Source organism: Zooshikella sp. RANM57 (assembly GCF_050749885.1).
Classification (GTDB): domain Bacteria; phylum Pseudomonadota; class Gammaproteobacteria; order Pseudomonadales; family Zooshikellaceae; genus Zooshikella.
Map to the genome: position 1 here is coordinate 169,328 of NZ_JBOIUB010000011.1, position 25,993 is coordinate 195,320.

21 protein-coding genes are annotated in these 25,993 nt (G+C 42.7%); 16 read left to right on the forward strand and 5 right to left on the reverse strand.

The window, feature by feature from the left end:
* Window positions 1–6: 6 nt before the first annotated feature.
* The 4 genes from rpoZ (at window position 7) to ACQ96U_RS20750 (ending at window position 4,012) form a co-directional block, all read left to right on the forward strand.
* Entirely contained in the window at window positions 7–255 is a 249-nt protein-coding gene (gene rpoZ / locus ACQ96U_RS20735) for a DNA-directed RNA polymerase subunit omega (protein ID WP_431723178.1), read from the forward strand.
* Between the two features lie 208 nt (window positions 256–463).
* Entirely contained in the window at window positions 464–2,584 is a 2,121-nt protein-coding gene (gene spoT / locus ACQ96U_RS20740) for a bifunctional GTP diphosphokinase/guanosine-3',5'-bis pyrophosphate 3'-pyrophosphohydrolase (RefSeq protein WP_431723179.1), read from the forward strand.
* Window positions 2,585–2,643: 59 nt separating this feature from the next.
* Complete coding sequence (locus ACQ96U_RS20745; protein ID WP_431723180.1) at window positions 2,644–3,036, forward strand: RidA family protein; 393 nt, start codon at window positions 2,644–2,646, stop codon at window positions 3,034–3,036.
* Between the two features lie 172 nt (window positions 3,037–3,208).
* Window positions 3,209–4,012, forward strand: a complete 804-nt coding sequence (locus ACQ96U_RS20750; protein ID WP_431723181.1) for a substrate-binding periplasmic protein — start codon at window positions 3,209–3,211, stop codon at window positions 4,010–4,012.
* Window positions 4,013–4,015: 3 nt separating this feature from the next.
* Here ACQ96U_RS20750 and ACQ96U_RS20755 read toward each other — a convergent pair whose 3' ends face one another.
* Window positions 4,016–4,864, reverse strand: coding sequence for an SDR family oxidoreductase (locus tag ACQ96U_RS20755; protein WP_431723182.1), 849 nt, complete (start codon window positions 4,862–4,864; stop codon window positions 4,016–4,018).
* Between the two features lie 210 nt (window positions 4,865–5,074).
* On the opposite strand from ACQ96U_RS20755, the gene ACQ96U_RS20760 reads away from it, so the two are divergent.
* From ACQ96U_RS20760 to ACQ96U_RS20775, 4 genes are all read left to right on the forward strand, one after another.
* Window positions 5,075–6,073, forward strand: coding sequence for a hydrogen peroxide-inducible genes activator (locus ACQ96U_RS20760; RefSeq protein ID WP_431723183.1), 999 nt, complete (start codon window positions 5,075–5,077; stop codon window positions 6,071–6,073).
* A gap of 15 nt (window positions 6,074–6,088) precedes the next feature.
* Complete coding sequence (gene recG / locus ACQ96U_RS20765) at window positions 6,089–8,197, forward strand: ATP-dependent DNA helicase RecG (RefSeq protein WP_431723184.1); 2,109 nt, start codon at window positions 6,089–6,091, stop codon at window positions 8,195–8,197.
* 397 nt (window positions 8,198–8,594) lie between these two features.
* A complete protein-coding gene (locus ACQ96U_RS20770) occupies window positions 8,595–9,953 on the forward strand; it encodes a serine protease (RefSeq protein ID WP_431723185.1) in 1,359 nt (452 codons plus the stop codon).
* A 209-nt stretch (window positions 9,954–10,162) separates the two neighbouring features.
* A complete protein-coding gene (locus tag ACQ96U_RS20775) occupies window positions 10,163–11,545 on the forward strand; it encodes an HDOD domain-containing protein (protein ID WP_431723186.1) in 1,383 nt (460 codons plus the stop codon).
* On the opposite strand, the gene ACQ96U_RS20780 is transcribed toward ACQ96U_RS20775, so the two are convergent.
* The 4 genes from ACQ96U_RS20780 to ACQ96U_RS20795 all read right to left on the reverse strand — a co-directional run bounded on the left by ACQ96U_RS20780 (window position 11,546) and on the right by ACQ96U_RS20795 (window position 13,683).
* Window positions 11,546–11,914: a helicase gene (locus ACQ96U_RS20780; RefSeq protein ID WP_431723187.1), complete on the reverse strand. Its 369-nt coding sequence runs from the start codon at window positions 11,912–11,914 to the stop codon at window positions 11,546–11,548. It lies immediately after the preceding gene.
* Window positions 11,915–11,920: 6 nt separating this feature from the next.
* Window positions 11,921–12,196: an HU family DNA-binding protein gene (locus ACQ96U_RS20785; protein WP_431723188.1), complete on the reverse strand. Its 276-nt coding sequence runs from the start codon at window positions 12,194–12,196 to the stop codon at window positions 11,921–11,923.
* 132 nt (window positions 12,197–12,328) lie between these two features.
* Window positions 12,329–13,453, reverse strand: a complete 1,125-nt coding sequence (locus tag ACQ96U_RS20790) for an FAD-dependent oxidoreductase (RefSeq protein WP_431723189.1) — start codon at window positions 13,451–13,453, stop codon at window positions 12,329–12,331.
* A 53-nt stretch (window positions 13,454–13,506) separates the two neighbouring features.
* Window positions 13,507–13,683: a rubredoxin gene (locus ACQ96U_RS20795; RefSeq protein WP_215820346.1), complete on the reverse strand. Its 177-nt coding sequence runs from the start codon at window positions 13,681–13,683 to the stop codon at window positions 13,507–13,509.
* A 186-nt stretch (window positions 13,684–13,869) separates the two neighbouring features.
* Between ACQ96U_RS20795 and ACQ96U_RS20800 the strand changes: the two genes are divergently transcribed.
* The 8 genes from ACQ96U_RS20800 (at window position 13,870) to ACQ96U_RS20835 (ending at window position 25,989) form a co-directional block, all read left to right on the forward strand.
* The gene (locus tag ACQ96U_RS20800; protein WP_431723190.1) at window positions 13,870–14,514 is read left to right on the forward strand and encodes a chorismate--pyruvate lyase family protein; all 645 of its coding nucleotides are present in this window, start codon (window positions 13,870–13,872) and stop codon (window positions 14,512–14,514) included.
* A gap of 12 nt (window positions 14,515–14,526) precedes the next feature.
* Window positions 14,527–15,396: a 4-hydroxybenzoate octaprenyltransferase gene (ubiA, locus tag ACQ96U_RS20805; RefSeq protein WP_431723191.1), complete on the forward strand. Its 870-nt coding sequence runs from the start codon at window positions 14,527–14,529 to the stop codon at window positions 15,394–15,396.
* 133 nt (window positions 15,397–15,529) lie between these two features.
* Window positions 15,530–16,219 carry a phosphate regulon transcriptional regulator PhoB gene (phoB, locus tag ACQ96U_RS20810; protein ID WP_027707294.1) on the forward strand — a complete coding sequence of 230 codons (690 nt, stop codon included), beginning with the start codon at window positions 15,530–15,532 and terminating at the stop codon, window positions 16,217–16,219.
* A 20-nt stretch (window positions 16,220–16,239) separates the two neighbouring features.
* Entirely contained in the window at window positions 16,240–17,526 is a 1,287-nt protein-coding gene (gene phoR / locus ACQ96U_RS20815; protein ID WP_431723192.1) for a phosphate regulon sensor histidine kinase PhoR, read from the forward strand.
* 752 nt (window positions 17,527–18,278) lie between these two features.
* A complete protein-coding gene (locus ACQ96U_RS20820; RefSeq protein WP_431723193.1) occupies window positions 18,279–19,211 on the forward strand; it encodes a hypothetical protein in 933 nt (310 codons plus the stop codon).
* A 253-nt stretch (window positions 19,212–19,464) separates the two neighbouring features.
* Window positions 19,465–21,897 carry a phosphotransferase gene (locus ACQ96U_RS20825; protein WP_431723194.1) on the forward strand — a complete coding sequence of 811 codons (2,433 nt, stop codon included), beginning with the start codon at window positions 19,465–19,467 and terminating at the stop codon, window positions 21,895–21,897.
* The gene (locus tag ACQ96U_RS20830) at window positions 21,887–24,724 is read left to right on the forward strand and encodes a PEP/pyruvate-binding domain-containing protein (RefSeq protein WP_431723195.1); all 2,838 of its coding nucleotides are present in this window, start codon (window positions 21,887–21,889) and stop codon (window positions 24,722–24,724) included. The genes ACQ96U_RS20825 and ACQ96U_RS20830 overlap by 11 nt, the downstream gene beginning before the upstream one ends.
* Window positions 24,721–25,989 carry a GNAT family N-acetyltransferase gene (locus ACQ96U_RS20835; RefSeq protein WP_431723196.1) on the forward strand — a complete coding sequence of 423 codons (1,269 nt, stop codon included), beginning with the start codon at window positions 24,721–24,723 and terminating at the stop codon, window positions 25,987–25,989. The genes ACQ96U_RS20830 and ACQ96U_RS20835 overlap by 4 nt, the downstream gene beginning before the upstream one ends.
* The last annotated feature ends 4 nt before the right edge of the window (window positions 25,990–25,993 follow it).

Sequence of the window (25,993 nt, forward strand, 5' to 3'; positions counted from 1 at the left end):
TCCCTGATGGCTCGAGTGACTGTAGAAGATTGCTTAGATAATGTTGATAACCGCTTTCAGTTGGTAATGGTAGCCACTAAGCGTGCACGCCAACTGGCTACGGGTGGTAAAGATCCCAAGCTAGAGTGGGAAGATGATAAACCCACTGTAATGGCGCTACGGGAAATTGCTGCTGGTTATGTCAGCCCGAGTATTTTAGATGAACCGAAGGAAGATGATCAGGATGTAGCCTTTTCACTTTCAGGAGGTGCTTAATTGGGATAACCCAGATGTATACCCTTCACGGATTATTTTTAGGGTGTTTTGCCTGTGCATTTCAGCTCAGAAAGCGAGCATATATCAATCAGTTGATTTCTTTCGTTGAAATCAACTTCCCCATAAAGTCGCTGAAGGAACTTGCCCCGCTTCCCCAAACCAGTAACACGTTCCATCATGGATGCAGTTTGAATACAGGAGGCGGGCTTTGTCTTCCATTATAAACTTAGCGCAAAAGCTCCAATCATATCTTTCACACCAACAGGTTAATCAAGTTCGTCGTGCTTACTATTACGCCGAACAAGCACATGATGGTCAACGTCGTCGAAGTGGAGAGCCTTATATCACTCACCCACTGGCTGTTGCGACTATTTTAGCGGAAATGCATATGGACCATCACAGCCTAATGGCTGCGATGCTACATGATGTATTAGAAGACACAAGTGTTGATAAAGCTGCTATATCAGAACAATTTGGTGATACCGTAGCACAGCTGGTTGATGGCGTTAGTAAACTGACCCAGATTCCATTTGAATCAAAAGCAGAACAACAGGCAGAGAACTTCCAGAAAATGGCCCTGGCTATGGCTAAGGACATACGCGTTATATTGGTTAAGCTGGCTGATCGTCTGCACAATATGCGTACTCTTGGTGTTTTACGCCCAGATAAGCGACGACGTATTGCCAAAGAGACACTGGAAATTTACGCACCGATCTCCAATCGCCTGGGTATGAATAATATCCGTGTCGAGTTTGAAGAGCTGGGCTTTTCCGCCATGTACCCCATGCGTGCCGGTTTAATTCGAGAAGCGGTCATCAAAGCACGGGGTAATCGCAAAGAAATCGTTAATAAAATTCAGCTGGCTATTGCTAAACATCTTGAAGATCATGGCCTGCAAGGTCGTGTACTGGGCCGGGAAAAACACCTTTACAGCATTTATAAAAAAATGCGTAACCAGCGGAAGTCATTCTCCGAAATTATGGATGTATACGCCTTCCGTATTATTGTTGATACGGTTGATAGCTGCTACCGCGCACTCGGTGTCGTACATAATCTTTACAAGCCTTTTCCTGGCCGTTTTAAAGACTACATTGCCATCCCTAAAGCCAATGGTTACCAGTCCTTACATACCACATTGTTTGGTATGCATGGTGTGCCTATTGAGATTCAAATCCGCACTCAAGAAATGGATGATATGGCGAATAAGGGGATTGCTGCTCACTGGTTGTATAAATCAGGCGAAGAGGCTCTGCTTGGCAGTCACGCTCGTACCCGACAATGGTTAAAAGGGGTGCTGGAACTGCAAAAGAATGCAGGAGACTCCTTAGAGTTTATTGAAAACGTTAAAATCGATTTATTCCCCGATGAGATTTATGTTTTCACCCCTAAAGGCAATATCATGGAGCTGCCCAAGGGCTGTACACCTGTTGACTTTGCTTATGCCGTTCATACTGATGTGGGTAGTACATGCGTAGCCTGTCGTATTGATCGCCAACTGGCCTCCCTCAGCCAGCCATTACAAAGTGGTCAAACCATCGAAATCATTACTGCACCTGGCGCACGCCCCAACCCTGCCTGGCTGAATTTTGTCGCCACCGGAAAAGCACGGTCTAATATTCGCCATTTCCTGAAAAACCAACGACACTCAGAATCTGTCGAGCTTGGGAAGCGTTTACTTAATAAGGCACTATCAGGATACAACCTCACTGTTGATAAACTCGCGGATGAGCAAAAACAAAATGCACTGTCCCAATTAAAGCTACCTTCCTTCAGTCAATTACTGGAAGAAATTGGCTTAGGCAATCGCATGAGCTATTTGGTAGCCAGGCATTTGGTGAGTGAAATTGCACCTCCTGCAGAACAAACAGTATCCGATACCAGCAGTCAGCCACTGACAATTCGTGGCACTGAAGGTATGGTCGTATCCTTTGCCAAATGCTGTCATCCTATTCCAGGTGACCCTGTTGTCGGTCACGTCAGCGCAGGTCGTGGTATGGTTATTCATACTGAGTCCTGCCGTAATATCAGCGATATTAGGCACAACCCGGAGAAATGCCTTGAAGTTGCCTGGGATAAAAATGTTTCAGGGGAGTTTTCTGTCGAGCTTAGAGTCGAACTGGAACATCAGCGTGGTATTGTAGCCACCCTGGCTACTACGGTGAATGCCACTGATGCCAGTATTGAAAAGATCAGTATGGAAGAACGTGATGCCCGTTTCAGTGTTATTCACTTACTCATCAGTGTGCGTGATCGGGTACATTTAGCGAGAACCATTAAACGCCTGCGAACAGTTAAAGGGGTCTCCTCTATCATACGAATAAAAGGTTAATTGGCCTCTTTTTTTCTACTATTATTTTTATCCTATAGGGTCAAACAGAAGGATTTTCTATGAGCAACAAACAAGTCATCACTACGGAAAATGCACCTGCCGCCATTGGTACATACTCGCAAGCGGTAAAAATTGGAACCACAGTGTATTTATCTGGCCAGATTCCACTAGACCCAACCACAATGGAAGTCGTAAGCAACGATGACTTTGCTGCTCAGGCCACTCAGGTTTTTGATAACCTGAAAGCAGTCACGGAAGCCTCAGGTGGATCAATCAATGATATTGTTAAACTTAATATCTTCATGACTGACCTGAGCAACTTTGCCACTGTTAATGAAATTATGGCGAAATATTTCCAAGCACCTTACCCTGCACGTGCCGCTATTGGTGTTGCCGAACTCCCTAAAGGCGTCATGGTCGAAATGGATGGTATTATGGAACTCGTCGAGTAATAGTATTTTTTTTAACTGCTGCTAAAAAAGCAGCAGTTTCTAACCTTTGGTCAGCATTTCCTTTTTCCCTACTTTCTTATCTCTTAGTCATTTAGCTTATTCTACAAGGACAGACTACTCTATTTAAAACCCTTAGTTATTTGTTGTTAGTCCCCACATGCAGTGCCATTACTTGAGAATACTTAGGAGTAACCTTAACGAATTACTCACTGGTTTTATCATTAAAGTCATCTGTTGTTTATTATTCAATACTAACAGCCACGCGCTTGAGATCGTATACATAGGATTTGGCCAAGATAAACCACCCTACGTTATTAATGAAGAAAGTGGTTTGGAAATTGACTTGGTAAGAGCCGCATTCGCCACGCAAAATACAGAAGTCGTTATACGCCTATTTCCGAGGAAAGCACTCTACCAACAAGTAAAAAAACGACTTGATGGTGCATCGGCACTGACACTAAAAGAAAATGATGGTTTATTTTACTCTGTACCTTATCTGGTATTTTTTAATGTATTGGTCACCAAAGCCGACAGAAAAATTATTGCCAACCATGTTGCTGACTTAGCAGGGCTACATGTGAGTAGTTGGCAAGGAGCATCTCGTTTACTGGGCTCTGAACTACAAAGCCTCATCCATCAACGTCAAGATGTACTCGCCGGCTACCATGAAGTAAATGCCCAAGCTCAGCAAATCAGCATGTTACTTACCAATAGGACTGATGCACTTATTATTGATCGAAATATTTTCCGTTGGTACTGGTTAAAGCTACCTGAAAAAGACAGGTTTGATTATAGTATCCATCAAATTTTTCCTAAAACCTCAGTCTACCAAGCGGCTTTTCAAACGGAAAAATTTCGAGATCAATTTAATGCAGGCTTAATCGCTATAAAAAATAACGGAAAATACGACGCTATTTGGCAATCATATTTTAATGAAGAAAGTATACCCAAACAGCAGACACACAATAATGACTAGCCATTAATCACTTTCAAGTAATGCCTGATAGCCTTCGCGATAACTTGGATATTTAAATTGATAACCACTGTCGAGTATTCGTTGATTAGAACACTGTTTACTTCCACCTCGCCCCATTGGTACCTCTTTACTGGGCTTAACCCCTAATTGTTTTGCTAGCCAGAGTGTGACCTCTCTAAGTGACACAGGCTCATTGTCCACGCCAATATAACAATCTTTTAGAGATTGCCCCATGCAATCAAGCTTGATCAAATGTACTAACAGGCCAACACAGTCCTCAATATGAATCCGATTACTGATTGGATTACTGTCTTCACTACACACTTCCCCCGCCTGTATTTTTTTGATTAATCGCTCTCGACCTGGGCCATAAATACCCGCAAAGCGAACGACTGTTGCCGGGTAAGCGGCAGCCTCAAGTAATTGTTCAGCTTTCAGCATAATCGCTCCCGCAAAACGTTGAGGTTCAACGGGCGTTGATTCAGATACATTTTCACCCGCACTTTGCTCATACACGCTGGTACTAGAAACGAAGAAAATACGCTTAGGAGGCTTTCCTTCCAGCCGCTTCAACACATTCTGCAGACCAGCCACATAAGCAGACTGATAACTTTCCTCAGAGTATTCTGATGCAGCTAGACAATAAATTACATAATCGAAAGATTTCTCTGGCCAACATGAAGCAAGTGACGTTATACAGCTTACGTCCCCTACGATAGCCTTCAATGGCTCCGGAAGCGTATGTTTAGACCGTCGAATCCCATAAACCTCATGTCCCAGTTCACTGAGTTGAATACCTAAACGGCGGCCAAGGTCGCCACAGCCCACAATTATGATAGATTTACGATGCATATCAGGTCCAAATAGCTTAAAATTACCTACTATAGATAAGTAGCTAATTAATTTTATCAATCAAATATTTGTAGTGAGTGACTTTCCACTACTCCACAACAAAGTAAAAGTACTTTTCTTATTTTGCTGCCCCTGTGGATAAAAAAACGCAATGACTGCACTAAGTTGTCAGTAATGTGAATATAAATTAGATCAAGTACAGTAACTGCTATGACACTAACAGAACTCCGCTACATTGTGACCCTTGCTCAAGAGCAACACTTTGGACGTGCAGCCGAACGCTGTTTTGTTAGTCAGCCTACACTAAGCGTAGGTGTTAAAAAACTTGAAGATGAGCTGGGTATTGCCATTTTTGAACGCACCAAAAATGCCGTACGTGTTACACCAACTGGTGAGCGTATTGTTGAGCAAGCCCAAAAAGTACTTGAAGAAGCAGCAACGATTAAAGAAATATCAACAGCAGGTAAGGACCAACTGACAACCCCTTTACGTATTGGGGCAATCTACACAGTGGGACCTTATTTATTTCCACACTTAATTCCTCAGCTCCACGAACTAACACCCTCAATGCCTCTTTATATTGAGGAAAACTTTACAGCTGTACTACGCCAAAAATTACGCAAAGGTGAGCTTGATGTCATTATCATTGCATTACCTTTTACAGAACCCGATGTCGTAACACTTTCCTTATTTGATGAACCATTTACGGTGCTGTTACCTGCAGAACACACATTAACCAAACAGCAGGAGGTCTCACGAGAGCAGCTATCTGAGAATAAACTACTGCTGCTTGGAGAAGGGCATTGTTTCCGCGACCAAATTCTGGAAGCCTGTCCTGCACTGACCCAAAAACGGGTTAGCAGCACTGAGGGCCTACAAACAGATATTGAAGCAAGCTCCCTGGAAACAATACGACACATGGTAGCCTCAGGAATGGGAATTACCGTTCTACCATTATCTGCAGCTGATAACAGCCACTATGCTGATGGTATTTTGACCACCCGACCTTTTGCTTCACCTGCACCGTTCCGTACTATTGCATTAGCCTGGCGTGTCAGCTTTCCACGCCCTAAAGCTATTGATGTGTTGTCACAGGCTATTCGTCAGTGTGCTGTTAAAGGTCACTGTACAGCAAGTGATGAACCAATGGCGCGTGACAAAGCATCAGCCAAAGGTAAAGGTGGCAGCAAAGAACAAGCATCAGCTTAGTCATTGTGGTTAACAATGGACAGCACAGCCTCTCAAGTACTTCTAAACCAATTACCTCTTAGTGCCCTTACAGGTATCGGAGGGAGCACCACAGCGAAACTACAACGCCTGGGGATAAACTCTGTTCAGGACTTGCTATTCCATTTACCCTTTCGCTACCAGGATAGAACACAGATAACACCTATTCGCCAATTACAACCTGGGGCTGAGGCCGTTGTTCAAGGCACGATTCATAATGCCAACTTAACCGCGGGTAAACGTAGAAGTTTAATTGTTCAAGTAAAGGATGAGTCTGGAAGTAGCCTGCAACTCCGCTTTTTTCATTTTGCGGCAGCACAAAAGCAGCAATTTAAATCAGGACGACTTGTGCTGTGTTTTGGCGAGGTGAGACGAGGACGACAAGGACTGGAACTGATTCATCCTGAATACGAGTTTATCAATATACCGACCTCTCCTACTGCTTCCCCAGTGGATCAGGCAACACTAACTCCTGTTTACCCGGCCACAGAAGGACTGACTCAAAAAAAAATTCGTCAGTATTGTCAGCAAGCACTCAAGCACTTACCTCACCTTATAGAGTTGATACCAAATGAGGTCACAGCCCAGCTACAGTTAATGCCTTTAGCTCAAGCAATAACACTGCTACACACACCACCGCCTTCCACCAATCTTTACCTGCTTGAGCAACATAACCATCCTGCTCAACAGCGCTTGTGTTTGGAAGAGCTCCTCGCACATCAACTTAATTTATTGAAGTTACGTTTTACTAAACGACAGTTACAAAGCTCCCCCCTGCCAGCTGACACACAATATATTCCAGGCTTTTTAAGTTGTTTACCCTTTTCACTCACTACAGCACAACAGCGTGTGTATGATGAAATAGCTACCGACTTGGCTCAATATCGTCCTATGCTTCGGTTAGTTCAAGGTGATGTGGGTTCAGGTAAAACAGTGGTCGCAGCGCTGGCGGCATTGCATGCTATTGCTAATGGTCAACAAGCGGCTGTTATGGCACCCACTGAAATACTGGCCGAACAACATCTGGAGAGTTTCTCGAATTGGTTTACACCACTAGGCATAAACGTCTGTTGGCTTACGGGTAAAATGTCTGCCAAAGAGCGAAATACGGCGCTTGAAGCCATTCAAACAGGCCAGGCACAACTCGTTATAGGAACACATACCCTTTTTCAAGAACAGGTTATATTCCATCAACTTGCATTGGTAATTATTGATGAGCAACACCGCTTTGGCGTACATCAACGCCTGGCTCTGACACAAAAAGGTGAAAGTAATCTATATACGCCTCACCAACTTATCATGACCGCAACCCCCATTCCTAGAACACTCGCTATGAGTGCTTATGCGGATTTAAACTGCTCCGTGATTGATGAGCTGCCCCCAGGTCGAACACCTGTTAATACCGTTGCGATACCCGACACCCGTAGGCCTATGGTCATACAACGTGTGCAGCATGCTATTCAAGAGGGACGACAGGTTTACTGGGTTTGCACATTAATCGAAACATCAGAAGTCATCGAGAGTCAGGCCGCTGAAGAAACGGCTGAACTTCTTAAAGCGCAGTTACCAGATATTCGTATCGGACTCATTCATGGCCGCATGAAAGCCATCGAAAAAGCCTCTGTTATGACAGCATTTAAAGAAGGTAATCTTGATTTATTAGTGGCTACTACGGTGATTGAAGTCGGTGTGAATGTACCAAATGCCAGTTTAATGATTATCGAAAACCCTGAACGTTTGGGACTGGCCCAACTACATCAATTACGTGGACGCGTTGGTCGTGGTTCAGTTGCCAGTCATTGTGTGTTGTTGTACCACCATCCCCTATCACACCATAGCCGTGAACGTTTAAGTATTATGCGAGAAACCAACGATGGCTTTTTAATTGCGGAAAAAGACTTACAAATAAGAGGCCCAGGAGAAGTTTTAGGAACACGTCAAACAGGTGTTGCCAACTTAAAATTTGCTGATATTCAGCGTGACCAGGCACTATTACCTGTGGCCCAACAAATCGCTAAAAAATTATTAACACGTTATCCTGAATATGTGGATATAATTATCGAACGCTGGTTAGACCAAGACACCATTAACTACGCAAGAGTATAAATTTACCGGCACAGCAAGTGTCCCTTCTTTTTATATCTTTATAAAATATCAACCAAGGAGCTATTGGAAAAAAGCCACAGAATAAAGTCCTACTCTTATACATATCTACTTTGAGAACAAACTAAAAAAATACAATTCATCCTTCCTTTACGAAAAATATTCCCCTTTAGTGCAGCAGTTAATATTTTCTTGCCTTAAATCAAATTAGTCTAAAAAAACAAATTAATTATAAACACTAAAAATACTCTTCATTTATTCACCAAATTACTGTGAATTTATTCCAACAGTAACGTTAACCCATCAGGGCATTTCATGAAGAGTGAATGCACAGGTATTTTTTTATAAATACCCAAATGAGAAAAGCGAGATTTACACCCCATATAACAGGGCTTAGCCAATGAAAGATAAGTCACCACCAATAAAGACGATACAACTTTCCTTATCCACATTATTTATTGCAGTAGCCAGTGTCGTACATGCTACACCTGACAAGCTGGTTATTAATCCAGCCTATCAACATGCAACAGATTCAAAGCCTACTCAGGAAATTGTAGGCGGACGAGAATCAAACTTTGACGAACGTAAATTTATGGCATGGCTTGGTGGCTGTGGCGGTAGCATTCTTAACAAGGAATGGATTCTAACGGCTGCTCATTGTCAAGGCGTTCGGCAAGCTACCGTAGGTCGCTTTGACCGTACCAACAGCCAGCAAGGAGAGGTTATTCCTATTGAGCAATTTATAGCACACCCACAATATAATAGTCGCTCATCTGATAATGACATTGCATTAGTAAAATTAAGTCGCCCCATTCAAGCGGATGTCAGCACAATAAAACTGGCAGATATCAATATTCATCACTCAGCAGCTCAGCCTGGTGCAACTACCACCGTTTCTGGCTGGGGGAGTACCCAAGCTAATTTTAGACGAGCGCTTCCCAATAAATTACGCGAAGTTGATGTTCCTATTGTTGCCCAACAAGAATGTCAGCAGGCTTACTATGGACTGACCGACAATATGGTCTGTGCAGGCTACAGCCAAGGCGGAAAGGATTCCTGTCAAGGTGATAGTGGTGGGCCTCTCTTCGTGAAGTGGTATAACACTTTATACCAAGTAGGTGTCGTTAGTTTTGGCTCTGGTTGTGCGCGACCAGGCTATCCAGGCGTTTATACTAAGGTCGCAAATTATAATGACTGGATTAAAAAGTACGTCGACCTGGATACCACACCAAATCCTGATCCAGGTAAACCCGACCCAAATGATCCAGACGATCCTAATAAACCAGACCCTAACGATCCAAGTGATCCTAACGACCCGGATGGTCCTGACTGGCCTGACCCAAGCGATCCTAGTGATCCTAACGACCCAGATGGTCCTGATTGGCCTGATCCAAGTGACCCGAGTGATCCTAACGACCCGGATGGTCCTGATTGGCCAGATCCAAGCGACCCGAGTGATCCTAACGACCCGGACGGTCCTGATTGGCCAGATCCAAGCGACCCTAGTGATCCTAATGACCCGAATGATCCAGACATCCCAGTGCCACCACAACCACCTGGTGATGGTGATGACCCAGGTATCCCTGTACCACCACAACCACCCGGTGATGGCGATGGTGATGACCCAGGCATTCCTGTACCACCACAACCACCCGGTGACGGCGATGGTGATGACCCAAGCATTCCTGTACCACCACAACCACCCGGTGATGGTGATGATGATCTACCGCCACCACCACCGCCTCCATCCTACTTTTAATCTTACCCTCCCCAGAGTTTCACTCTGGGGTTCTTCCTCTTACTTTCTCAGATTTCACAGTAACAAGGCTGTTCATACTTAAATACCCACTTATTTAATTAAAAGGTCAAAGGGTTACGTAGTTTTTTGCCATTCTTTACTACGATCAGTAGCTCTTTGACTACACTAATTGAAAGATTTAATCGTTTAGTCGGAAAGGTACAAGTCCAATGCCTATTCCTGAGCAAGTTCAAAAACTGCTGGAAAGCGAGCATATTTCATATGGTATTACAGGACATGAGCAAATTATGAGGCCAGCTAACACTCTCCCACCTAATGTCGCAGTGTCTGTTGTGTTAGAGGATGAAGAAGGGAAACTACAACTTATCTTTCCTCATGATCACCTCATTGACTTAAACACATTAAATGAGCGTTTGGGTCGCAACCTGACAGCTATTTCGCCAGATAAACTACAGCATATTCTGCAAAGCCAAGGGGTTGATGCATTACCAGGTATTCCACAATTAACAGGGTTTGCAACTATTGTTGATGATCGTTTATTTGATCATAGCGAGCTTTATTTAGAGTCTGGCCAATTAGGTCACTTCATCAAAATAAGAATGGCTGACTTTAAACAAATTCTGCAAAACGCAACCCCCATGCAAGTAACAGAAAAACTTCCCAACAGGCCACTTACCACTGATGCAAATACGGATGTTAAAGAATTAACCTTAGCCGTAGAAAATTTTACTTCATTACGGATTAAACAGCGGCTGGAACAAACCATAGAAATTCCACCATTACCTGAAACCGCACAACGAATTATTAAACTGCGTGTGGACCCAAATGCAGCAGTTAAGGATCTTGTTGATATTGTTGAACGTGATCCAAGTCTCGCCGCACAGGTCGTAAGCTGGGCCTCCTCTCCTTACTATGCAGCCCCAGGTCGGGTCCGCTCCATTGAAGATGCTATTGTCAGAGTGCTTGGTTTTGATTTAGTGATTAACTTAGCGATTGGTCTATCGTTAGGTAAAGCATTACAGCCGCCAAAAGATCACCCTCATGGTTTCACGCCTTATTGGCATCAAGCGGCGTTTACCGCAACAGCCGTTGAGTCCCTGGTACGTCAAATCCCATTAAAAAAACGTCCAGAACTTGGACTTTCTTATCTATGTGGGTTACTGCATAACTTTGGTTATTTAGTGTTGGCCTATGTTTTTCCACCTTATTTTTCACTGATTTGTCGCCATATCGAAGCCAATCCACATATTAATCATGTCGATATTGAGCGACATATCATTGGTGTATCCCGAGACCAAATTGGTGGTTGGTTAATGCAAATTTGGGATATGCCAGAAGAGGTTTGCACGGCAATTCGCTATCAAAACGAAGCGGAATACTCAGATGATCACCAGGAATATCCACATTTATTAAATATCACTGGGCGGCTTTTACGTCAGCATGGTATAGGTGATGCTCCCGATGAAGGGATTATTCCTCAATTATATGAGTCTTTAGAGCTAAACCCTGCAAATGCCGCCAATGCTGTCGCTTCAATTGTTGAATGTGAAAGTGAAATTGAACAGCTTAGTCAGTTTTTTAAATCAGCTTAACTATCGAGGTATCCAATATTTAGCAATTCCCTGAAACCACATAACCTGACTAAGATCACCCGTCACAATTAATTGTTTTTCTTGAATGGCTTGCATAAAAGCAAGCTGAGCATTTTTTGCTGTTAATACGGCAAGTCCAGTAGCCGCATTTTTAAACGAAATAGCAAAGTCGTGTTGATCTGCAACACCTGATCGGCTCAAAATTTGCTGATTTTCAATGATAAAGTGACGGGCAACACGCTGATCATCCGTCTGAAATTGTACAGTCAATCGTTTATCATCTAATTTTTTCCGTAGTTTTTCATTGCGCTTGCTGGCACGCCCCATTAATAAACCCATTATCCATAGCAACATTTTAAGCTTTATCATATTACTTCACCCATTCACTGTTTCTTTTAGTTTTTTACCAGCTTTAAAGCTCACTGTATTTGTTGCGGGAATTTCAATAGGCTGACCTGTTTGTGGGTTTTTACCCATTCGAGCCTTTCGATGCTGCTTGGAAAATGAACCAAAGCCAATAAGTACAACATCCTCTTCTCGGCTGAGCGCTAATAGAATTTCATCAAGAATTGAGGTTAATACGTGAGAAGCTTGTTCTTTTGTCATTGATGTATGATCAGCAATTGCAGAAATTAATTCTGGCTTATGCACACTTTGTCCCCCGCTATTTTTAAGCGCCATTTATTTTTTTAGAGGTGCTGATTCGTTTGGTCAAAATTTCTTTTACTCCATTTTTTTTACAACGTTGTTAATTATCAAATAAGGATGCACAAGAGGTATGACTTAACACGTTGATAGTTTTTTATTTAATGTATATTTTTCTTTTACATAGTGCCCTGTTAATGCATACCCTAATAATTTTTCTTCTTGCACAAAGCAAGCTCTTACATCCAAGCCTTCACCATGAATCTGCCATTGCCCCAAACTACCTTTAGGAGGTGGACATACCACAACCGGGCAAATAGGTGTTTTAACCCCCACAGGCATCGGCCCATAATGCAGCGGTGTAGGATGCCCCGCTAAAGTTCGCGCTAACGTTTTGGCACATGCCATGAGCGGTGCAACATACAATAGTACATGGCCATCTACCTCGGCACAGTCTCCCAACGCAAATACATCTGGTTCAGATGTTTCCAGCAAATGATTCACCTGAATACCTTCATTGACGGTTAGCCCAGCTTCCAACGCCATAGCAACATGTGGCTTAATGCCTATTGCTGATAACACGACATCAGCATGAATAAGCTCGCCATTAGTAAGGACTAACTCAAGCCCATCCTCAGCACGATTAACTTCGGCTAAACCTACTCCAAAATAAAAGTGTACACCGAGTGTCTGCAAACAAGTTTGTAGTGGTGCAGCCACATCAGGAGGTAAAAGCTTTGGCATCAAGGTATGACTTTGGGATATCACCGCTACATGGTGCTCAGCAGCAGCCAAATCATTAGCAAACTCACACCCCACTAAACCACTACCGACAATCACCACACGCTTTTTACCGGATATCGCTTTACGAAAGATCTCATAGGACTGCAAATTGTTTACCGAGTAAACTTCCTCAATGCTATCCCCTTCAACCTCAAGCGGTAATACATCTGCCCCCCACGCTAAAACCAACTGTCGATAACGTAGCGCATCGCTTCCTATCTTGATCACATGCTGCTGTGGATTAATGGCTGTCACACGAGTATTGGTCAGGATAGAAGCATTTAACTGTTCAGCCATTTCATTCGCATCTGCCGAATCAATGTGTTTCCGGCTCATACCGATAGACAGCATTGGCTTAGAGTAATAACGACCATCATCAGCCGTAATTAATGTAAGCGGCGAATGCGGATCATGCTTTCTGAATTCTTTGGCAAGGGTATAACCCGCTAGCCCAGTTCCGATAATAATGAGCGGTTCCATGGTACGTTTGACCTGTTGATTTATTATTTCTTAATGATTAGCACTTCCCAATATTATTCAAGAAGAATCATTTCAAAGTCTTGTTTGCTTACACCACAGTCAGGACAAACCCAATCTTCAGATATATCCTCCCACCGTGTTCCAGGGGGAATATCATCATCTGGCCAACCATCTGCCTCATCATAAACGAAGCCACAGACTGTACACTGCCACTTACGAAACGCTTCCATGCTCACACAAGTACCTCTCTAAACCATGATTGATGGCTAAAGCCAGAATAACGTATGGATTGTAGTGGTTCCAGACGAAACCAATGACTCTATTGTCACGTGATTAACCCATGCCAACAGGAAAATTAACTTTCTGCAGTTTACACCTTGCAACATCAATCATATTCAAGCATCCTGCTGCGAATTATGAGCTTCAATCACTACTCCAACATGCAGTTTTTTAGTGAACGTTTATGGCACCCTACCCACGTATGGCATGCTCAAGATCTATTATGCCCTCGTCTTAAATACTGGCTGAATCATCCTGGTTCATTGACGGATCGATTGACTCGCCATTTTAACAGCAAGGCCACCGTTCACCTGCTTAACCAACAATGGTTATCCGCGTCTGAAGAAGAACAACAGTATCTGGGTATTAAAGCTGACACATTAACCAATATTCGGGAAATTACGCTTTTTGTCAGACAGCAGCCTTGTATATTGGCGCGTACTGTGATTCCTAAAGAAACACTGAGTGATAATTTCCAAGAATTACTTACCTTAAATGAGCAACCTCTGGGCCACTTTTTATTTAGTAAAACCAGTATTAAACGTTTACCACAATTTGAACTGACAAAGTTGAATACAACTGAGTTACCCATTCCCCACAACTTACAGTTACCCTCAGCACAAGTATGGGGTCGCCGATCCAAATTTTTACTCGATCAACAACCACTGATGATCACTGAGTATTTCTTACCCTTTTTACTTCACAACATCCAAAGCGAACAAATTGGCAACCCAGCTGCAAGTGATATACTAACTACCTCATCGCCTTCAAATGATCATTAAAAAAACGTCAATATGCGTGTAATCCAGCAACAATGGCCCCGCCTATGGGCTTATAGTCAACTTATGCGGCTAAACCGCCCTATTGGTACCTACCTCTTACTTTGGCCCACACTATGGAGTCTATGGATTGCAGCACAGGGATTGCCGAATATAGAGCTGGTCATTATTTTTTCATTGGGTGTTTTTTTAATGCGCAGTGCAGGCTGTGTCATCAATGACTTTGCTGATCGTCATTATGATGGCCATGTCAAACGAACTCAGCTACGCCCATTAATTACTGGAAAGGCCTCAGCAACAGAAGCAATTTGGCTATTTTTTGTTTTAGTACTACTTTCATTTCTACTGGTTCTGCAAACTAACACCTATACCGTACTGCTATCTTTTGGTGCACTTGCACTTGCAACCTGCTACCCATTTATGAAGCGATATACCCACTTCCCACAAGTTGTATTGGGGGCAGCGTTTTCTTGGAGCATTCCAATGGCATTTTCGGCACAAACAGGTGAATTATCAGTGACTACCTGGTTACTTTATGCCGCGAATTTGTCATGGACAGTAGCCTATGATACCCAGTACGCTATGGTTGATCGTGATGATGATTTGCAAATCGGTATAAAGTCCACTGCAATATTGTTTGGTCGTGCGGATAACCTGATTATTGCTATTTTACAGCTACTTGCATTACTGTTGATGGTTATTGTAGGCATTATCCAACAGCTTGACTGGCCATTCTATACTGGTCTTATTGCTGCTAGTTTGCTATTCATTTACCAGCATTACTTGACACATGGACGTAACAGAGAGCGTTGTTTTCTTGCGTTCTTGAATAATCATTGGGTCGGATTACTCATTTTCCTGGGCACTATGACTGCTTTTTGGTAACAGTTAGGACCATTTGGCATATCTGCTAAATGCCTAAAAGGTTTCAATCAACAGCCTTTTATTTGTCATTTAATTGTAACAAACAGTCTGTGTAATGAGTTGCTGACCCGTAGAGCGAAGAGAAGGCTTGAACATGGTTGGCAAAAAAATACTTATTGTTGATGATGAAGCCCCAATCAGGGAAATGATTGCAGTCGCCCTAGAAATGGCTGGCTATGAATGTCTGGAAGCAGACAATACACAGGATGCGCACGGTATTATCATTGACAAAAAGCCAGACCTAATTCTGCTGGACTGGATGTTACCTGGTACCAGTGGAATAGAATTGGCTCGGCGCTTACGAAGGGACGAAATGACGGCTGGCATTCCTATCATTATGCTGACCGCAAAAGGAGAAGAAGACAATAAAATACAAGGCTTAGAGGTTGGTGCAGATGACTATATCACCAAACCATTTTCACCACGCGAACTCGTTGCTCGCCTAAAAGCAGTCTTACGCCGCTCAGGTGCTCAAGAACCACAAGAACCCATTCGTGTTGAAGGACTTGAACTTGACCCTGTCAGCCACCGAGTAACAATCAATGGCAAACCTACCGATATGGGGCCTACTGAATATCGCCTGCTACAATTTTTTATGACTCATCAAGAACGTGCCTATACCCGAAGTCAACTACTTGATCAAGTATGGGGAGGCAATGTGTATGTTGAAGAGCGAACTGTTGATGTCCATATCCGCCGTCTGCGTAAAGCACTAGGTAATGGCCATGACCGCTTGATACAAACGGTGCGCGGTACAGGTTATCGTTTTTCCACCAAAGGTTAGTCAGTATAGATTGGTAAACCATGCCACAACGATTGTTTTTTGGGGCAGTCATTGTAGTCATCTTTGGGCTTGCCATTGATGAGCTTGCTTGGACCCTAGTTGTAACTTTGAGTAGTTATCTCTTCTGGACCTTAGTACAGGTTTATAAATTAAACCATTGGCTTCAGGAAAGTGAGCTCACCAATAATGAACCACCAGAAAGCCGAGGTATCTGGGGAGAAATCTTTGATGCTATCTACCGACTCCAACGCAGCCATCAAAAGTCCCGTGCTCGCTTACAAGCAGTTATTGATAGAGTACAAGACTCAACGGCTGCACTTTCTGATGCTGTAGTCATGATTGATAGCCATGGTAATTTGGAGTGGTGGAACCATGCCGCCGAAAAGCTATTAGGGTTTCGTTCGCCCGTAGATCGAGGTCAGCTCATCACCAACCTGATTCGTGATCCTGTATTTTGTAAGTACTTTGAAGAAAAGCGCTATGCAGATCCACTTGAGATACCCTCACCCATTACAGAACAGATCCATCTACTCTTTACGATCACGCTATTTGGTCGAAACGACCGGTTACTGTTAGCCCGGGATATCACCCGCTTACATAACCTTGAACAAATGCGCAAAGACTTTGTTGCCAATGTATCCCATGAACTACGTACACCACTGACCGTTATCCGAGGTTATTTAGAAACCTTTGCTGATAATGCGGATAACCTGCCTGAACGATGGCTTCGTGCAATTCACCAAATGCAACAGCAATCTGATCGGATGGAAAATCTGGTGAGTGATTTATTATTGTTATCTCGTTTAGAAACCAGTGATAAAATTAGTGACCCTAAAGAGGTCAATATAGAAAAACTACTCACTAATATTATTAATGATGCTAAAGCCCTTAGTGGTGAAAAACAGCATAAAATTAGTTTTGTCTGTTGCCAAAATGCCATTTTAATGGGTTATGAACGAGAGCTTCACAGTGCATTTTCTAACTTAATTTTCAATGCTGTCAAATACACGCCCCCCAAAGGCGCTATTGATGTGCATTGGTGGGAAGATGAAAAAGGAGCACACCTGTCAGTAATGGACGATGGTGTTGGCATTGATCCTAAACATATTCCACGTCTAACAGAACGTTTTTATCGGGCAGATGCCAGTCGATCGAAAATGACTGGAGGAACAGGATTGGGCCTCGCGATAGTCAAACACGTCCTACTGCGACATTATGGGCGTCTCGAAATCATCAGCGAATTAGGTAAAGGCAGTACATTCACCTGTCATTTTTCCCCTCAGCACTTGATGGAAAATGCAGCTTGAGACCTTCATAGTGATTAAAGCAGCCCATACTTTAGATAAATAGCAACTTATCCCCTTCACCAATCATTTTTAGTGTTTGCCTGTCAGACAATCATGTCATACCTACTTTTTATTAAACGTTTTTTCATTCAATTCTCTATACTCACCTTAAAACTCCCCACCACAAACAAACTCACCATATTCTTTCAGCGATTTTGTCTAACAATCTAATTAACACAAAAAAACAATAACAAACATGTTGTATACATTTTAAATATTTATATAATGATAATTGGATCTGAAGTCATAATACGTAGATCAGGGTATGCATTGAACTCACTCTATCAGGTAATACTGAAACACCTATAATGCAATATGATCTTTCAATAACCACCATTCAAACCTGTTGTTATACGTGGCACGTTAGACCTGCTTAGGGTATAGGAGGCATACCTACAACAAATGATTTATAAAGGTGACATTAATGAAGAAGGTAAATAACATACCCTAAAATCATTACCAAAGGTTATGTTAGTTAATAAAGCAAACTGTTGTATTGAATATAATTATTGTCAACTAAATCATTATCCATATACATAAAACCCTGAAGTGATCCGTAAAAAGAATAGCTAACTAATAATAAATAATAAGCCTTGGGCAAAGTACTCAAATAGCTTTATAAAATAATAAAAGCACTTGAGGAGGGAGAACACATGCTGATTCAACAGGAGTAATCTCCACACATTTATCGTAGGGAAACAGGAGATCTTTACATGGCACAGGCAAACACACTTTCTCACAACTCCCCTTTGCTTAATCGACTATATGCCTGGGCAAAAGAGCGCTTTCCACTAGCCAACGCCTTATTAGCAATATCACTATATTTAGCAATTTCAGCTATAGCCAAACACAGCTCATCAGAAGCGATACCAATATGGCATGATATTACCAATTGTTTTGCCGCAGTAAGTATTTTTTTATTATTGCGTATTCTTGATGAACATAAAGACTATAAAATTGATAATAAATTTCATGCTGACCGTGTTCTACAACAAGGCTATATTAGTCTATATCATCTAAAAATTCTCGGTGTTATTGCATTTATTATCACAGGCTTATCAACCCTGGCAGTTGAGAGAGATGATTTATACTCTTTACAGTCCTGGCTATTAATGCTTGGCTGGTTAACCCTTATGACATTTGAATTTTTCAGCTCTAAGTGGCTTAACCAACACCTTATTAGCTATAGCTTTTCACATATGTTAATTATGCCTCTCATTGGCTTGTGGTTTTATTTTCTAGCAGGTTATAACGCAATTAACTTAAGTTTAATTTCTCTCATTATGTTACTTTTCTTCTTTTCGGGTTTTTCATTCGAATTTGTGCGAAAAACAAAGTCACATGAAGAAGAAAATAAAAACATTCCAACTTACTCATCCATTTTGGGTATATCACAAGCTATTACATTAGTTGTCTGTTGCGTATTTGCTGTAAGCCTATTTTCCATACTGTTAATTTATTACTTTTTAACAAGCTATTGGTGGATCTACACTATCATTATAGGCACATCCCTACTATGCTTATTGTTTCTTACCCGCTTTTCAATCTCACCCAGTATACGAGCCCGTCGATACAATGAAGCTGCCGTAGGCATCCATATTCTTTGTAGCTTATGGATGGTCATTACTTCAAGTTCGATAAGTTAACTTAGTAATGAACTAATAGTAAATCAGCAACTAAGTATGCAATGAGCTATATAAGTTATTATGGAACAAAACAAACCGATAGCAGCCGACTACAATATTAAACAATTTATTTAATACATAAATTAATAAAAGAGTTAAAAATTCTTTTATTGGTAAAAAATCCATAAAATTACATCATACACATATAGCTTTTTGTGAGAAAAAATAACGTAAGAATACCCTAGATAGGGTATAAAATGGCAGGAAAGGATGTATGACTGCACCTAAAATAGTAATACCCAAAACGTCTGAAGAAACTTTAGAGCTGACTAGCACACATTCATTAGAAAGAATTCCTGCGCGCGGTCGTTATACTGAAGAAGCAAGGCAAACTCGTTTAGACTTCCTAAAAGGAAAGTCAGGACAGTCGCTCACAGGCGTTGGGAAAACCTCATTACGCGCAGATCAACTAAGATTTAATATAGAAAACTTTGTTGGCTCAGTCGAAGTACCTATTGGGCTTGCAGGTCCACTTTTATTTAATGGACAACAAGCAACAGGGTCTATTTACACCCCATTAGCGACTACAGAAGGTGCGCTCGTTGCTTCTGCTACACGTGGGGCTACCGCTATATCAAAAAGCGGCGGTGTTAATACAGCTGTATTATCCCAACGTATGATCCGCTCACCTTTTTTTAAGTTTGACTGTCTGACAAGTGCCTTACATTTCTCAGAATGGCTGAGAAAACATTTTATCGCTATAAAAGAAAAAACTCGCCAACGTTCTCGACATGCCGAACTAATAGAATTAAAACCATTAATTCTTGGGCGTATTATTCATTTAAATTTTATTTACCAGACAGGGGATGCCTCTGGGCAAAACATGACAACCAGTTGCACGTGGCATGCGTGTCAGTGGATTCTGCAAGAATATCAACCCCGTCATACTATTGAACAATTTTTTATTGAAGCGAACCTAGCCAGTGATAAAAAAACATCTTTTCAAAGCTTTTTATCTGGGCGAGGGACCCGCGTTATTGCTGAAGCTCATATCCCAGAAACTGTCTTACAACGAATATTAAAAGTTTCAGCCAAGGACTTAGTTTCAGCTTATCAAGCGGGTGTCACAGGTAGCATACAAGCTGGAATTCCAGGCGTTAATGCTAACGTAGCCAATATTATTGCTGCTATTTTTACTGCGACTGGACAAGATGTTGCGTGCGTTCATGAATCCAGTCTGGCTCATCTTCATATTGAACAAACAGAACAAGGAATTTATGCCAGTTTATTATTACCAGGGTTAGTCGTTGGTACAGTCGGTGGAGGTACAGGCCTTCCACAACAACAAGAGTGTCTTGCACTGTTAGGTTGTGCAGGCAGTCACCAGTCAGTGCGTTTTGCTGAAATTATTGCAGGTTTTTGTTTATCACTTGATCTTTCAACACTATCAGCTATCGCCAGTGGTCAGTTTGCTGCAGCCCATGATCGTTTAGGCAGAAATCGCCCGATAAAATTCTTACGGAAAGAAGAACTAACACCTTCATTTTTTCAAACGCATATGGGGGAAAATTTCAACGCGTTGGAACACATAGAAATTAGTGAAGCGCCCTGTCATGCAGAAAGTATTGTCTGCCGCTTAACATCAGAACATACCACGAAATTTCTTGGTTTATTACCTGCCAGTTTGTATTTCCAGCACCAACATCAACCTCTTCAGGTTATGTTAAAAATTAAGCCGACTGATGAAGAAGCGATTCACACACTGCAGACCTTGGCGCAATTCTGTGATCCACGCTTGGCAGAAGAAATTAAGCGTGCTGGTGGCAGCTCATTCTTCAAAGGTTGTCATCAACGTGAAATGCAACTGTATCAGTTAAACGACACTCGCTTTATAAATATTTCACCTCAATGTTTTGGTCAATACCAAAATAAAGAGCGAGAAATTTACTTTCTGGTGCTGGAATGGCTGGATTCATTAACCTTGATGAATACTGTTGATAATCTAGCAGGCTGGCATGAAACACACATCATGACAGCCATTGCCGATATCGCAAAATTTCATAGCTTATTTCTAGGACAAAAACAGCAGGCTTTCGAACAGTTCAACCTCTGCGTAATGAACCAAACCAAAATGGTACAGCTTCAGCCTCTTTGGCGGCTATTGCAAAACCATGGGTTTAACGAGTTTCCAGAGTGGTTTTCAGAGCAAGATCAACACCAATTGAAACTAACCTTAGAAAACCTGCCTATGTGGTGGGGTATTTTAGATCGACAACCCAAAACGCTTATTCATGGTGATTTTAATCCACGCAATTTAGCGTTTCGTGAAGTAAATAACCAACTGACATTATGTGCCTGGGATTGGGAGCTAGCCACCTGGCACTTACCACAACGAGACTGTGTTGAGCTGTTAGCATTTACCTTAAAACCAGAACAAGTAACACCAGCCTATTTACTGAAATTCAGTGAATTTCACCGACAGCAATTAGAAAAGGCAGCCAATACCACCTTAGATAAAACCCAGTGGCATATGGGTTTTCACTACAGTTTATTGGATTTTACGGTTAACCGACTTGCACACTATTGGCTGGCAAATACCCTGCAAGATTATCCATTTATGACCCGCCTGACAGCAACGACCTTAGCCATGATCAATGCGCTGGAATCCACGGCAACTCAGCTTGGGAGTATTCACCATGATGGCTGATATGTCCTATGAGCATATGGTCTTGGATGCTCAATCAGCGTGCAGTGCGGATAAAAGCTTGCTGGGAGGTAAAGCTTATAACCTGGCTTGGCTAACGCGCAATCAATATCAAGTACCACCATGGATCGTATTAACAACCACCTCTTTTGAGCAGCAACTTGCCTATTGTCAACTCACTGACCAGGTTCTTAACTTAGATCAGCTCTCTCCAGCAGATCAGCGCAAGCAATGTGCTGACATACGACAAAAGCTGGCTCAATCAACACTGGCACCCCACTTAGCAGCAAAGCTCAAACACTCTTTAGCCGAGCTGCCCAAGGGACGATTGGCCGTTCGCTCTTCTGCTGCGGATGAAGATTCAACCACTTTATCATTTGCAGGACAGCTGGATTCTTTTATTTGTCTGGAAGACTATCCCGATATCGCTAACGCCATTATCAATGTCATGGCCAGCGGCTTTGGTGAACGTGCTGTTCGCTATCGTCAACAGCATCAGCGGTCTCTTTCCCAAACTACACTGGCGGTTATCGTGCAAACCATGGTTGAAGGGGAATGCTCTGGTGTTTTCTTTACTGCACATCCTATAAACGGCAGTCGAAAACAGGGGCTGATTTCTGCGTGCCATGGCTTAGCGGAAGGCGTAGTTGCAGGAACCGCGGATTGTGATGAGTTTACTGTCGACTTATTTAGTGAAGAAATCAAACCTCAGATCCATCAAAAACAGTTTCAAATTGTCTATGCCCAAGCTACAGGTCAGGGTACTGAACGCATCAGCGTCCCAGAAGCATTACAAGAAAAACCCTGCTTATCACCTCAACAAATTCAGCTGATTAAGCAACAAGGGTTTCAAATTGCCCGGCAACTGGGCCGCCCACAAGACTTAGAGTGGACTATTGCTCATGACCAGCTCTACTGGTTACAAACACGACCTATAACTTCACTTCCCGCACCAGAACATCCCATTGGTAAACGACAAATTTGGGATAACTCTAATATTCAGGAAAGTTACTGCGGTATCACACTACCACTCACCTTTACTTTTGCATTACGTGCCTATCAAACCGTCTACCAGCAAACTTTTCAGTTATTAGGCGTATCCAAAAGTAAGCTGCGAGCACTACAGCCTGCCTTAAGTAATATGCTAGGTCTGATACAAGGACGGGTTTATTACAATATTAATCACTGGTATGCCGCGCTCCAGATTCTGCCTGGCTTCAAAACCAATAAAGCGGATATGGAAAGGATGATGGGTCTACAAGACCCTGTGGATTTCATTGAAGATCAACCTGATAGTTGGCAGCAGCGCCTGACCCGCCTACCAGACAGTCTACATGCACTCAGCAGGTTATGCTGGGGCTTTATGACAATGGATAAGCGCGTCAGAAACTTTGAATCTCACTTTGAAAACATCTACCAACAAGTCAATCGAGCTCAACTCCACACACAGTCCATCGCTGAACTGATGGCACAAGCAGAATGGCTACAACGCCAGCTACTGGATAACTGGCAAACACCTATCATCAATGACTTTATGGTGATGATGACCAATGGTCGCTTGCATCGCCAGTTGCAAGCACTGGGCATCAATAATGCTGAAGCATTACAAAACAATCTGCTTTCCGGTGAAACCCTTGCCAGTACAGAACCTACCAAACACTTAATGAGGTTATGTGATTACATCCGTAACAAACCTGGACTGGCTCGACTGTTAACTGGATTAGCCAATGATGAAGTGATGCCTGCAATTCAGTACCGGTATCCTGAATTTTATAACCGCTGTCAGGACTATATAGAAGCCTTTGGCGACCGTTGCATGGGAGAGTTGAAGTTAGAATCAACCACCCTCCGCCAAGACCCACGTTTCTTAGTCGCGCTGCTCAAAAACTACACCGCTAATCCAAACCTTAACCTATCAACACTAGGCAAAACTGAGCGAGACTTACGAACGCAGGCTGAAGCTACCATCCGCCAACAGCTTATGTTACAGCCTCTGGGTAAATACCGTTGGCGTTATCAGCGTATTTGGAAATTGCTTAATTTATGGCGCAAGTCGGTCAAAAATCGAGAAAGTATGCGGCTTGCCAGAACACGTGCGATAGGCTTAATTCGTGATATTTACCGTGAAATAGGTCAACAGCTTGCTTTTTATGGTGTGATTGCAGAACCAGACGATATTTTTTATCTAACGGTGACTGAGCTAGAACAGTATATGCAAGGTACAGCCATACAAACTCATTGGCAGTCACTGGTGACCACACGAAAAGCAGAATACGATGAATACCAGCAGCAGGATTTACCCCACCATTTTCAAACTGTGGGGCCTGTTTACTTACATAATGAATTTAGCGCAAACACACTCTCCCGATTTGACGAAGCAATGCCTTATGACACATGCACTTCGTCAAACACTCAGCCATTAAAAGGTATTGGTTGCTATCCAGGTATAGTTACAGCCCCTATCAAGAAAATATTCAGCCCTAATGATGACTTGGATTTACAGGGTCATATCCTTTGTACGGTGCGTACTGACCCTGGCTGGGCACCACTATTTCCTACCGCAGCAGGCATTCTCGTAGAACGCGGTTCTACTTTATCCCACTCTGCTGTTGTTGCCCGAGAACTCGGTATACCCGCCATTGTTAATATCCCAGGTCTTACTCAACAGCTTGAAACGGGGCAGTGGGTCACGATGGATGGGACGACAGGTAACATTCAGCTACAGCAAACGCCAGTCACCACCAAGCAAACACCTGCTGAACTCAACTCACAATCAGAGGTTACAGAACAGAAAACAAATAAAGCAGTGCTAGAGGAGACAGTAGTATGATTAGCACCACAACAGATGCTCTACCTTCTACTAACCAGACACTGCCTTTTAGCCTAACGGATACGGCCTTTGATATTACTGGCAAGGATTTCTATGCTGAACCTTGGTTGGCAAACCAACCACTGCCTGAAGCCTTCCTTTCCTTGCCCAACCAGATATATCAAAAAGAACCTAACTGGATTCCTGAGCAGCAAGCCTATATACAGCAACTGTTTTCTATCCAAAACCCTTATTTTCAGGCTGGTCAAGCATGGCTTGGAGTTATTCCCAATGCAAACCGTTTAGCTGGTTTTTATCACCCTCAACACATTGTTGATGGTCAACCTACGGCTTACTTTGGCTTTTGGGAAACCACTGATCAACTATCCACTAACCAGGCTTTATTTGAGCAGCTGGCTATCTGGGCTAAAGCGCAAGGGGCCACGCAGTTATTAGGGCCTATCAACTTCTCAACCTTTGGCCGTTACCGACTGCGCTTATCTCATTTTGATACAGCCTATTTTCCCAGTGAGCCCTGGAACCCTTCTTATTATGCCCCATTACTGACAGCGCTGGGTTTTAAGCAGCACACAACCTATCACAGCAAATTTACCCATCAGCTGCAGTTTAATGCGCCGCAAAACGAACACCTGAGAGAAAAACTGAACAAGCGTTTATCATCCCGTTTTCAACTCAGTCCACTGACCAGTGAGCGCTTACATCAATTACAAGACAGGTTATACCCTTTAATTGAGCACACTTTCTCTCATAACCTGGCTTATACCTCTATAAACCCACAGCTATTTAAATCCCATATTTTGCAGCCTCTCGCCAACCGGCTCTGCCCCTATTCATCCTGGTTGGCGACAGATAAAAAGAACAATGAAGTAGTTGGCTTTGTGGTGTGCACTCCCGATTATGGACCCATCCTGAATCAGGGCTACCAATGTAACCATCCTGACAACACGCTGCTCAATCAACAACAATTGAGCTATCACCAGCACACGCCTCTACTAAAAAATCCTGTTTGCTTGATTAAGACGGCTGGCGTATTACCCAGTCACCAGCATCGCGGCATTGCTGCCTGGTTATGTTTGACGGCTGCTCATGCTATTCGTCAACACTATCAAGGTATGGGAGCCGCTCTGATCAGGGATGACAATGACTCAGCAAAACTAGCCAGCCTGCTATGTGATGGACCTGATTGTGAAACTCATCAGTATGGCTTGTTCTATAAGTCACTTCACCCTAGTCAAATTCCACCCTGCATGACTACCAAGGAGTAAGGCT